The 11,561-nt window shown below is 63.4% G+C and carries 11 protein-coding genes; 8 read left to right on the top strand and 3 right to left on the bottom strand.

Annotated features, from left to right (window positions below; translation table 11 throughout):
• Positions 1-121 precede the first annotated feature (121 nt).
• Positions 122-967, top strand: coding sequence for a ParA family protein (locus GUY30_RS08485; RefSeq protein ID WP_167196161.1), 846 nt, complete (start codon positions 122-124; stop codon positions 965-967).
• A 217-nt stretch (positions 968-1,184) separates the two neighbouring features.
• On the opposite strand, the gene GUY30_RS08480 is transcribed toward GUY30_RS08485, so the two are convergent.
• Together GUY30_RS08480 and GUY30_RS08475 are read right to left on the bottom strand one after the other, a co-directional pair.
• The gene (locus tag GUY30_RS08480; RefSeq protein WP_167196157.1) at positions 1,185-1,766 is read right to left on the bottom strand and encodes a MerR family transcriptional regulator; all 582 of its coding nucleotides are present in this window, start codon (positions 1,764-1,766) and stop codon (positions 1,185-1,187) included.
• Positions 1,767-2,008: 242 nt separating this feature from the next.
• Positions 2,009-2,854, bottom strand: coding sequence for a lysophospholipid acyltransferase family protein (locus GUY30_RS08475; RefSeq protein ID WP_228281822.1), 846 nt, complete (start codon positions 2,852-2,854; stop codon positions 2,009-2,011).
• Positions 2,855-2,960: 106 nt separating this feature from the next.
• Here GUY30_RS08475 and GUY30_RS08470 point away from each other — a divergent pair, with 106 nt between their 5' ends.
• From GUY30_RS08470 to GUY30_RS08460, 3 genes are read left to right on the top strand one after another with little or no spacing between them, the layout of a single operon-like run.
• Complete coding sequence (locus GUY30_RS08470; protein ID WP_167196154.1) at positions 2,961-3,542, top strand: alpha/beta hydrolase; 582 nt, start codon at positions 2,961-2,963, stop codon at positions 3,540-3,542.
• Positions 3,543-3,570: 28 nt separating this feature from the next.
• Positions 3,571-4,023, top strand: a complete 453-nt coding sequence (locus tag GUY30_RS08465; RefSeq protein WP_167196151.1) for a YiaA/YiaB family inner membrane protein — start codon at positions 3,571-3,573, stop codon at positions 4,021-4,023.
• A gap of 48 nt (positions 4,024-4,071) precedes the next feature.
• A complete protein-coding gene (locus GUY30_RS08460) occupies positions 4,072-5,829 on the top strand; it encodes a DEDD exonuclease domain-containing protein (protein WP_167196148.1) in 1,758 nt (585 codons plus the stop codon).
• Here the strand turns inward: GUY30_RS08460 and trpD are convergent.
• Positions 5,797-6,918, bottom strand: a complete 1,122-nt coding sequence (gene trpD, locus GUY30_RS08455) for an anthranilate phosphoribosyltransferase (RefSeq protein WP_167196145.1) — start codon at positions 6,916-6,918, stop codon at positions 5,797-5,799. The genes GUY30_RS08460 and trpD overlap by 33 nt on opposite strands.
• 179 nt (positions 6,919-7,097) lie before the next feature.
• Here trpD and ctaE point away from each other — a divergent pair, with 179 nt between their 5' ends.
• Genes ctaE through qcrB form a run of 4 tightly spaced genes read left to right on the top strand, consistent with a single transcriptional unit; the run spans position 7,098 to position 11,330 of the window.
• Positions 7,098-7,772, top strand: a complete 675-nt coding sequence (gene ctaE / locus GUY30_RS08450) for an aa3-type cytochrome oxidase subunit III (RefSeq protein ID WP_208091502.1) — start codon at positions 7,098-7,100, stop codon at positions 7,770-7,772.
• Between the two features lie 57 nt (positions 7,773-7,829).
• Positions 7,830-8,615, top strand: a complete 786-nt coding sequence (qcrC, locus tag GUY30_RS08445; RefSeq protein WP_167196143.1) for a cytochrome bc1 complex diheme cytochrome c subunit — start codon at positions 7,830-7,832, stop codon at positions 8,613-8,615.
• A gap of 49 nt (positions 8,616-8,664) precedes the next feature.
• Entirely contained in the window at positions 8,665-9,708 is a 1,044-nt protein-coding gene (gene qcrA, locus GUY30_RS08440) for a cytochrome bc1 complex Rieske iron-sulfur subunit (RefSeq protein ID WP_167196140.1), read from the top strand.
• Positions 9,705-11,330: a cytochrome bc1 complex cytochrome b subunit gene (gene qcrB, locus GUY30_RS08435; protein ID WP_167196136.1), complete on the top strand. Its 1,626-nt coding sequence runs from the start codon at positions 9,705-9,707 to the stop codon at positions 11,328-11,330. The genes qcrA and qcrB overlap by 4 nt, the downstream gene beginning before the upstream one ends.
• Positions 11,331-11,561: the final 231 nt, after the last annotated feature.

Below are 11,561 nucleotides of genomic sequence, written 5' to 3'. Positions count from 1 at the left end.
GAAACATACTCTACTCAGTGACCTGGAACACCTCTGCGACCGGGGGTCGACTTTCGACTGAGACGTGAGTCTCGGCGTGGTCGGCACGGCTCGGCAGCCGCCGATACGTTAACGTAGGAGGGTGCTTGTCCTAAGTATCAGCAGCCTCAAAGGCGGAGTCGGTAAGACATCCGTGACGCTCGGTCTGGCCTCGGCGGCCTACAACAGGGGGATTCCCACCCTGGTCGTCGACATGGACCCGCAGGCGGACTCGTCGACCGGCCTCGATGTGCCGACCTCGACGCGTGTCGACATCGCCGATGTGCTCGCTGCTCCGAAGTCCCAGAAGATCCTGTCCGAGGCGATCATCCCCTCCGGGTGGGTCGGCGACAGGCTCGGCCACCTCGATGTGATCTCCGGTTCTCCGCGTGCCGCAGAATTCGATCGGCCTTCGCTGTCCGAGCGTTATCTGCGCCGGCTCGAAGATGCGCTGTCTCGGATCGCCAAGGGCTACCGGCTCGTCCTCATCGACTGTCCGCCCAGCCTCAACGGCCTCACCCGTACAGCGTGGTCAGCGAGCAACCGAGTCGCGGTCGTGACCGAGCCCAGTCTGTTCTCCGTCGCGGCTGCCGACCGTGCCCTGCGGGCAACGGATGAGCTGCGGCAGCGTGGCGCTTCCGACCTGCAGCCGCTCGGCTTGGTCGTCAACCGGGTGCGTGCCGGTTCGACCGAACATGACTATCGCATCCAGGAGATGCGTGAGATGTTCGGTCCGCTCGTGCTCAATCCGCCTTTGGCCGAACGTGCCGTCATGCAGCAGGCTCAGGGTTCGGCACGTCCGATCCATTCCTGGCCGGGCAAGCCCGCCGAGGAAGTCGCCGGTTCATTCGACGCTCTCCTCGAACGCGCACTGCGTTCGGAGAACATCCGCGGCCGGCGTGGTGCCGCCCCGGCGAAGAACGGTGCTCAGCAGCCCGAGAAGAAGTGAGACTCTCACCGCCGCTCCCCCAACAGCGATTCGACTGCCGTCGCGAACTCAGGTTCGCGGCGGCAGATCTGTTTTCGGATGAAGATCGACCGTGATCCTGAGCTGTGCGAGATCCATCCCCTACTGTCCGAGATCATCAGGTCCCTAATGCGAACCGAGGCGGTCCGCTCGGACTGAGCGGACCGCCTCGGTGGTGGTGTGAGTTCTCTGTCGGCTGTCAGCCGGACTTGCGTGCGCGACGGGCGGCGAGTTCGTCCATGGCCTCGAGTGCCGCATCATCTTCGAGGATCCGTTCGCTCGGGAACTCCGAAAGTGTGCCTTCGACTTCGTTCCAGACGCGACCGACGGCGATGCCGAAGACGCCCTGCCCGCCCTGGAGGAGGTCGACGACCTCATCGGGTGAGGTGCACTCGAAGACGCTGGCACCATCGGACATGAGGGTGATCTGGGAGAGATCCTCGACGCCGCGGGAGCGCAGGTGCTCAACCGCTGTGCGGATCGACTGCAGTCCGACGCCGGTGTCGAGAAGTCGCTTGACGATCTTGAGAACGAGGATGTCACGGAAGCTGTAGAGCCGCTGGCTGCCGGATCCGGTCGCATTGCGGATCGACGGGGTCACCAGATCGGTGCGTGCCCAGTAGTCGAGGCGACGGTAGCTGATGCCGACGACCTTGCAGACGGTGGGACCGCGGTAGCCGGCCTCTTCATCGAGTACGGGCAGATCATCATCGAACAGCAGCCCTTGGGCTGCTGACGGCATCGGCGTCACGTCGACGCTTTCATGACTTGAGCGGTTCACACCGACTCCTCCTTAAAGTCCCTGGGGGAAGCGAAGGTCGCTTGGAAGGACCGAGAACATAGTCATTCTAGCTCTCTTCCCAGCGAACCTACAGTGGGATTCAACAACTCCAAGTTATTCTGCCGTCCCGGCCAGGACAAACACCTCGAGGTAACAATTTCCGCGTGTCGCCGTTACCGCAGTATTCGAACATGTCACATGGATGTCTTTCAGGCGTCTCGGAGCGGAAAGCGGCGGGTCGTTCAGGCCGAGGTCGACGGGTTCTCACTGCCGGATTCAGGCTCGTTCCGGTCCGTTGAATCCTGCTGCGCCTTCGTCGCACCTTTGCCCTTCGGAGCGTCCTTGCCCTTCGCCGTATCCCGGCCCTTCGCGGCGTTCTTCTCGGATTCCGGCCTCTTCGGCTTCGCGCTCGTCAGCAGCTTCGTCTTGACCGTCGACGCGTAGGTGTCGACGTACTCCTGTCCGGACAGGCGCATGATCTCGTACATGATCTCGTCGGTGACGGACCGCAGCATGAAGCGGTCGACCGGAAGGCCCGAATACTTCGAGAAATCCATCGGTGCGCCGAAGACCACTCCGACACGCCGGAGTTTGGGGACGATGCGACCGGCAGGCTGCAGCTTGTCCGTGCCGATGATTGCCACGGGAACCACGGGGGCACCGGATTCGAGGACGAGACGCGCGATGCCGGTGCGTCCCCGATAGAGCTTGCCGTCGGGCGAGCGAGTGCCTTCGGGGTAGATGCCCAGCGAGTTGCCTTCGCGCAGGACCTTGAGCCCCGATTCGAGCGAAGCCTGCGATCCCGAGCCGCCGCCGCGATCCATGGGCAGCTGGTTGTTGAGCTTGAAGAACCAGCGCGTCACTGCGCCCTTGATGCCGCGGCCGGTGAAATAGTCCTTCTTCGCCAGGTACACCACGGGGCGCGGAGCGAGCAGCGGGACGAAGATCGAGTCCATGAAGTGATTGTGGTTTCCGGCGATGATCGCTGGACCTTCGGCCGGCAGATTGTCCAGGCCGCGCACCCACGGACGGAAGAGGATCCGCAGGATGGGTCCGGCGAGGACTCGCTTGAGAAACCAGTAGAACACGCGCACCCTTCCGACTACGACTCTTTGTCGTCCTCGGCAATCATATATCGACACGAACCGTGAACAGCGAAGTCCGTCGACGACACATCCGTGCCATGCTGGAACAATGGAGATCGATTTCACACTCAGGGCGGATCCGACGGCCGCCTATCGCAGCCTCGGTGCCGGTTCGTCGACTGCGGTGCTGTTCCTCCACGGACTCACCGGCTCTCCCGTCTCCTGGGTGCCGATCGCCCGCGCGATCGCCGCCGAGGGCATCGTCGTCAACCCCGCCCTCTATGTCGACTCGCCCTTCGCTTCTCTGCTGCCGGTGCTCCGGCACGTCGTGCGCACGATCCCGTCCATCGGCGGGGACATCGCCCACCCGGACCGCGACGAGTACGCCTACGACCGGACGCCGGTGGCTCCCTTGGCCACGTTCCATCGTGCGCTGAGCTTCGTGCGCGACGATCTGTGGAAGGTCGACTGCCCCGTCACCGCCATGGTCTCCGGAGAGGACAATGTCGTGGGCCCGCGGACGCTGCGGGCGCTGCGATCGAACCTTCCGCACCCGCCGAGAATCGTCGCTCTGCGTCAGTCCCGGCATGTGGCGACCCTCGATTTCGATGCCAACACCATCGCCGAGGCGGTCCTGCAGGCAGCCCGCCCCGAGGCGGCCGTCCATTCCCCGTCGGAGACCCGGGAATAGCGCGGACCGAGGAATTGCTGAAACGGACATGAACGACGACGGCAGCGCTTCGACTCCCGACGACGAGGGCCGGGACGATTGGTGGCGAGACGTCCCCGATCCAGAGCGGATCGGACACGACCGATCGCGCATCAGCGACGACGAGTGGGACGACCTCGTCCGGCAGATCGCCGAACCCTCGGCGACCGGGGGCGATATGCCCGCCGAGGATGTGCGCGACGCCCTCGAGGATGCCGAGCATTGGGAGCCCGAACCGGCCGAACCGATCGGGTGGCGCACCGCTTCGCCCACTCTGGTGCTGTCCTGGGCCGCAGCCCTCGGCGCAGTCGTGCTGCTGCTCATCGGCGCCATCTTCTTCCGGCCGCTGCCGGGGTGGTACCTGCTCATCGGACTGGCCGTCGGCATCGGCGGAGCGGTCGGACTGTTCTTCCATCTGCCGAGCCATCGATCGGCCGACGACGGCGACGGATCCTCGGTGTGACCGTACTGACCGCAGTTCATGTCAGCGGGACCTGAGAGACTGAACCTCATGACCGCCCCGTTCGACCGCGCACCCAGCGCACTGCACAACTCCCAGCTGTCCTTCGACAGTCTCGGCACTCCCCTGTCAGACGTGACCTTCGTCATAGTCGACCTCGAGACGACCGGCACCCGGGCCGGGCAGTCGGAGATCACCGAGATCGGTGCGGTCAAGACACGTGGCGGCGAGGTCATCGGCGAATTCCAGACCTTAGTCAAACCCGAACATTCCGTCATCAGCCCGTTCGTCACCCGGCTCACCGGCATCACGCACGCGATGGTCGATGACGCCCCACCGATCAGCTCCGTTCTGCCGAGCTTTCTGGAGTTCTCCATCGGAGCCGTGCTGGTGGCCCACAATGCGCCTTTCGACATCGGCTTCCTCCGCTCGGCATGTGAACGCCTCGACTATCACTGGCCGGCGCCCACTGTGCTCGACACCGTCACTCTGGCCCGACGCGTCGTCGGCCGCGACGAAGTGCGCAATCACAAGCTCTCGACCCTCGCCGCACATTTCGGCACCCAGGTCGAACCCGATCACCGTGCTCTCTCCGACGCTCGTGCCACCGGAGAGCTCCTCCACCATCTGTTCGAACGCTTCGGCGGCTATGGAGTGACGACCCTGGAGGAGCTGTCCACCGTCCGCCAGTCGGGCTGGGCGAAGCGGCAGGCGAAATCCCATCTGGCCAAGGGCGTTCCCGCGGAACCCGGCGTGTACATGTTCCTCGACGGCACGCGTCGTGTGCTCTACATCGGCAAGTCCGGAAATATGGCCAGGCGGGTGCGCGGGTACTTCAACGCCTCGGAGAACCGCGGCCGCATGGCCGAGATGATCACCGCGGCACAGGAGGTCAGCTGCCTTCCCTGCGCCCATGCGCTGGAAGCCGAAGTCCGCGAGATCCGTCTCATCGGTGAGCTCGCTCCGCCGTACAACCGGCGTTCGAAGAACCCGGAACGCAATTCCTGGGTCGTGCTCAGTGATGAGCTGTTCCCTCGGCTGTCGGTGGTCCGTGCGAACTCAGCTCTCGAACGCTCCCCTGCCCCGCCGTTGGGACCGTTCAGATCGCGGAAGTCGGCACAGGCCGTCAAGGAACTCCTCGATACCCTTTACCCGGTCAAGAGGTGCACGGCCACCATCACGAAGCGCAGCCTCGGCGAGCATCGTCCTTGTGTGAGTGCCCAGGTCGGTCAGTGCGGCGGTCCGTGTGCGAGGATCACGGATGCCGATGACTACCGGAAGTCCATCGGTGAGCTCTTCGACCTGCTCGCCGGAGATCTGTCGTCGCTGCAGCGTCTGGCTGCCGAGCGGATGCAGAGACTGGCCGGGGAGGCCAGATTCGAAACGGCCGCCGAGGTCCGTGATGCGATGCGCTCGGCGGTGGCGATCGCGGCACGTGCGGAACAGGTCACGGCGCTGCGGAGAGTTCCCGAACTGGTTGCTGTCGCACCCGGGTTCGAGGCCGGCTGGGACCTGGCGATCATCCGCCACGGGAAGCTCGCCGGTGCCGGCCATGTGTCAGCCAGGACCGCCATGGGAGATTCCCTGATGGCGCTGCGTTCGACGGCCGAATGGGTCCCTGCCCCCGGCCCGCTGCCCAAGGACACAGACTCACTTCCCGAGGAGACGCGCCTGCTGTCCGGCTGGTTGGAGACCGCCGAACTCATCTCCGTGACCCCCGCAGACGATTGTGGCTGGTCGCTGCCCCGGCAGGGAGCGACCAGCCACGCACACAGCTCAGGCGCGGTTCGTCTCAGCCACCCGGTGTGAGACGTCGATGAGCTGCTGAAGCTTGTTCGCGCCTCCGCCGTTGTCGATCGTCTCCACCGCAGTCTCGAGCTTGAGAGCCAAGCGCTCGGTGAACGAGCCCACCGCCGATTCGTCGGCGGCGACGAGAGCGGCCGCGGCATTGATCGCCACGATGTCGCGCACGGCCGACCGCTCACCGTCGAGGACCGCTCGGGTGATGGCGGCGTTCTCATCCGGGCCGCCGCCGCGCAGGTCCTCCTTCGTCGCCCGCTCGATGCCGAGATCGAGTGCATCGAAGGTCGTGTGCTCGATCTCGCCGTGGCGGACTTCCCACACATCGTTGACGGCGGTGTTGCTCAGCTCGTCGAGACCGTCGCGTGACCGGAACACCACGGCCTGGTGGCCGCGTTTGGCCAGGGTGCCGACGACGAGAGGGGCCATCTGGGCGTCGGCGACGCCGATGGCCGTATGCCGTGCCCGAGCCGGGTTCGTCAGAGGGCCGAGGATGTTGAACGCGGTGGGGACGCTGATCTGTCGCCGTACGGCGGCGACGAACTGCATCGACGGGTGGAAGACGTTGGCGAAGCAGAAGGCCAGTCCGACCTCCTGCGCGATCTGACCGGTCTGTTCGGGTGTGATGTCGAAGCGCACACCGAGAGCTTCGAGCACATCGGCCGAACCCGACGCCGACGATGTCGCGCGGTTGCCGTGTTTGACGACCCGCTGTCCGGCCGCGGAGATGATCATGGCTGCGGTCGACGAGATATTCGCCGTCTTCGCACGGTCGCCTCCGGTGCCGACGATGTCGACGGAGTCTTCGAGGCCGGGCAGGGGGACGGCGTGGTCCATCATCGCCGCAACGAGGCCGGCGATCTCCTCGACCGTCTCACCCTTCGTATGGTGAGCGGCGAGGAATGCGGCCATTGTCACATCCGGAGTCTTGCCCGACATGATCTGATCCATCGCCCAAGCCGCCTTATCGCCGTCGAGGTCCTGCTGGTGCATCAGCGCCATGAGCAGGTCGGGCCAGTTCACAGCCGCCGCCGGAACCGTGGTGCTGGCCTCGGAAGCCTGAGCTGCCGAGGTGGTCAAGGGCGTGGAATCGGTCATCCGTTTGAACTCTCACTAGGCGTTGCCGCCGCCCTGATATCTGGGGCGGACCTTACCTGCGGCATACTATCGCGACTTCGACACGCGGGCGGAAGCTGGTTGGGAAACGAGATTTCGGCACCAGATCGCGGTTTTTGCTACGTCGTGTAGAAATTTCTTTCTCGAAACCTGGGTAAAAGATGAAAACTCACCCCGAGACGGGTAATAATGGGGGTGTGTCAACTGCCACTGCATCTCAAACAGCGCCAGCACATCCGGTTGTCAATCGTCCGAATGTGACCACGGTGGGCTTCATCGTGTTCCTCGCGAGCGACCTGATGTTCTTTGCCGCGCTCTTCGCCATGTACTTCACCATCCGGTCCGTCGTTCCGGAGCTGTGGGAGGCGAGGACCCAGATCCTCGACATCCCCTACGCTCTCGGCAACACGCTGATCCTGGTGTCGTCTTCGTTCACCTGCCAGCTCGGAGTGTTCGCAGCAGAGAAGTTCCGCCCCCGGCGGACCGGCTCGCTGTTCAACATCGCCAAATGGGGAATGGTCGAGTGGTTCTACCTCACCTTCGCCCTGGGCGCGATCTTCGTCTCCGGTCAGGTCATGGAGTATGCGACTCTCGTCAGCGAGGGCATCTCCATCAACTCCGACGGCTACGGTTCCGTCTTCTACCTGACAACGGGCTTCCACGGCATCCACGTGACCATCGGACTCATCTGCTTCCTGCTCGTCATCGGACGTGCCTACGGAGCGAAGAAGTTCGGGCACCATGAAGCCACATTCGCAATCTGCGTGTCCTACTACTGGCACTTCGTCGATGTCGTCTGGATCGGTCTGTTCGGCGTCATCTACCTGCTCCAGTAGCCGGCCTGAGATGCTCGGCCCCCAGGACTCACAACACTTCAAGCAAAGGACGATCAAGTGAAGCTTCTAGCAGATCGCCGCAGACATCCCATGGCGCTGGTCGCGCTTCTTCTCGTGGGACTGCTGCTGACCGGCGGAGCCTATGCACTCTTCACGCAGACTTCGAGCGCCAAGGCGGACACAGCCAGCGCCTCTGATATCGAAGAAGGCAAGAAACTCTTCGCGGCCAACTGCGCCACCTGTCACGGCATGAACGCCGAAGGCACGAAGGCCGGACCCGGCCTCATCGGCGTCGGCGCCGCTGCTGTGGACTTCCAGGTCGGCACCGGACGCATGCCGCTGCAGGCCAACGGTCCGCAGGCACGTGTCAAGGAACCGCAGTTCGATGAGGAGCAGACTGCTCAGCTCGCTGCCTACGTTGCTTCGCTCGGCCCCGGACCGGCAGTTCCCGAAGACGAGTACCTCGATGCTTCGAAGGGCGACCCGGCTGCCGGCGGCGGTCTGTTCCGCACCAACTGCGCCATGTGCCACAACGTGGTCGGCTCCGGCGGTGCACTGACCCGCGGCAAGTACGCACCGAACCTTTCCGAGGTCTCCGAGAAGCACCTCTACGAAGCGATGCAGACCGGACCGCAGAACATGCCGATCTTCAACGATGCGAACCTGACTCCCGAAGACAAGCGCGATGTCATCGCCTACGTCAAGGAAGTCTCGGACAACCCCTCCCCCGGCGGCTTCAAGCTCGGATCGCTGGGACCAGTGGCAGAGGGCCTGTTCATCTGGTTCTTCGGACTTGCCGCTGTCATCGGTCTGACAGTGTGGCTGTCATCCAGGGCCAAGTGAGTCCGACAGTGTCGTTCACCATCAATTACGAGAATAGACGGGGAATTCAATGACCTCGAAAGAGCACTCCGGCGGCGGCAGCCAGCTCGAGGAGTTGAACGGGTTCACGAACCCAGGTCTGCCCGAGCACAAACCACGACTGTCCGACACGGACCCGCGCGCCGAGAAGGTCGCCGAACGGCAGGTAGCCGCCTGGTTCATCCTCTCGATGATCGGAACCATCTGGTTCATCGTGGCGTACTTCCTGTTCACGCCGGGCGAATCGATGCAGAGCATCCGCCTCCACAACATGTTCGTCGGCCTCGGCGCCGCTGTCGCGATGTTCTCCATCGGCTTCGGCGCTGTGCTCTGGGCCAAGAACCTCATGAGCGACCATGAGGGCATCGACGAACGTCATGACATCGGCGGCAGCGACGAGGATCAGGCGATCGCGCTCGAGATCCTCCACCAGGCCAAGGAAGAGTCGGGAATCGCCCGTCGTCCCCTGCTGCGCAACACGCTCATCGCCGCACTGGCGATCGCACCGCTGCCTGCAGTCCTCGTCTTCCGCGACCTCGGACCGCTGCCGGGCGACAAACTGTTCCACACGCTGTGGGAGAAGGGCACTCGCCTCATCCGCGATCCGGGCGGCATCCCCTCGGTGGATTCCGAGCGTCCGATCAAGGCCGACGAGGTCACGATCGGCTCGGCCTACCACGTGCTGCCTTCGGGCATCGGCGATCACGAGGCCAGCGACCACCCGATCAACGAGAAGGCCAAAGCGGCCGTGCTGCTCATGCGCATCGATCCCAAGGAACTCAAAGAGGATCCGGACCGCAAGGACTGGTCACACGACGGAATCGTCGCCTACTCCAAGATCTGCACGCACGTCGGCTGCCCTGTGGCGCTGTACGAGCACCAGACGCACCACCTGCTGTGCCCCTGCCACCAGTCGACCTTCGACGTGACAGAGCACTGCAAGGTCATCTTCGGCCCGGCCAAACGACCGCTTCCTCAGCTGCCCATCACCGTGGACAGCGAAGGCTACCTGGTTGCCCAGTCGGACTTCCCTGAGCCTGTCGGACCTACGTTCTGGGAGATCAACCACCCATGAGTACTACACAGCCAACCACCACCATCGGGAAGGCGGCGAACTTCGCCGAAACCCGCGTCGGGGCGTCCGTCCTCGTCCGCGAGTTCGGTCGCAAGATCTTCCCTTCGCACTGGTCGTTCATGCTCGGCGAGGTTGCTCTCTACAGCTTCATCATCGTCGTCCTGTCCGGAACGTTCCTCACGTTCTTCTTCCAACCCGCCATGGGCGAGCTGCACTATGACGGACCCTGGCTGCCGCTGCGCGGAGTCGAGATCTCCGAGGCCTACGACTCCACTCTGGCGATCTCACTGGAGATCCGCGGCGGACTGTTCATCCGACAGATGCACCACTGGGGCGCACTGCTCTTCGTCGCCGCACTGAGCGTTCACATGCTGCGCGTGTTCTTCACCGGAGCTTTCCGCCGTCCTCGTGAACTCAACTGGGTCGTCGGCGTTCTGCTGGTCATCATGGGCATGGCAGCCGGCTTCACCGGCTACTCCCTGCCGGATGACCTGCTCTCGGGCAACGGTCTGCGCATCATCGACGGCATCCTGAAGTCGCTGCCGCTGGTGGGAACCTACATCTCGTTCTTCCTCTTCGGAGGCGAGTTCCCGGGCATCGACATCGTCGCCCGCCTGTACACACTGCACATCATGATCGTGCCGGCACTGCTCATCGCGCTCATCGGCATCCACCTGATGTTCGTCGTCGTGCACAAGCACACTCAGTACCCGGGCGCCGGCAACACCGAGAAGAACGTCGTCGGAGAACCCGTTCTGCCGACCTTCGCGGCCAAGGGCGGAGGATTCTTCTTCCTCATCTTCGGTCTGCTCTCGCTGATCTCGGCCCTGTTCACGATCAACCCGATCTGGAACTACGGTCCATACGACCCGTCACCGGTCTCTGCAGGTACGCAGCCTGACTGGTACATCGGCTGGGCCGACGGATTCCTCCGCATCGTCCCGGGCTGGTTCGAGTTCTACATCTTCGGATGGCCGATCTCGTTCAACATCAACAGCGCAGTGATCGTCATGGGCGGCGTGTTCGCAGTCATGTTCATCTACCCGTTCTTCGAGGCGTGGCTGCAGAAGGACCATCGGGAACACCACATCCTCGATCGTCCGCGCAACAACCCGACTCGTACCGCCATCGGCGTTGCAGGAATCATCTTCTACTGCAACATGTGGGCGGCAGCATCGGGTGACATCATCGCCGTGTTCTTCCAGATGTCGCTCAATGACATGATCTACATCTTCCGGTTCCTGTTCTTCTTCGGACCGATCATCGGATATGTCATCACCAAGCGCATGTGCCTTGCACTTCAGCGCAAGGATCGCGAGATCGCTCTGCACGGACGCGAGACGGCACACATCATCCGTCTGCCCCATGGTGAGTTCCTCGAACGCCACGAGGCTCTTCCCCCGCACAAGCTGTGGAAGATCACCGCGTTCGAGTCCCCTGCCTACATTCCGGCGGAACCGAACGCCGAAGGCAAGATCACGGGCATGGAGAAGCTCCGCGCACGTCTGTCTCGCTTCTTCTTCGAGGATCGTGTGGCACCGGTGACGAAGCAGGAGCTCGAAGCTTCGCACCACGACCACGATGAGGTCGAGGGTTCGAACCACAAAGAGATCGGACGCTGACCGGTCTGACCAGTGAAGCTCGAGGGGCTCAGCAGTTGAACTGCTGAGCCCCTCGTTCTATTCACCGGAAGGATCTGCAGTGCCTCCCTCCCCCGGCAGATACGACATGCACTTCGTACTGAGCTGACGATCTGAGGCTGTTGGGGAGTTTCAGTCCCACTTCGCTTGGACAGGTAGAGCCTGGTCGGAGCCGATGCTGCCTGCCCTGAGCCAGTGCCCCACCATTTGAAT

The organism is Brevibacterium pigmentatum (assembly GCF_011617465.1).
GTDB lineage: Bacteria > Actinomycetota > Actinomycetes > Actinomycetales > Brevibacteriaceae > Brevibacterium > Brevibacterium pigmentatum.
Note: the sequence above shows the minus strand (reverse complement) of the source record. Positions and strands in the feature narration are given on the sequence as shown.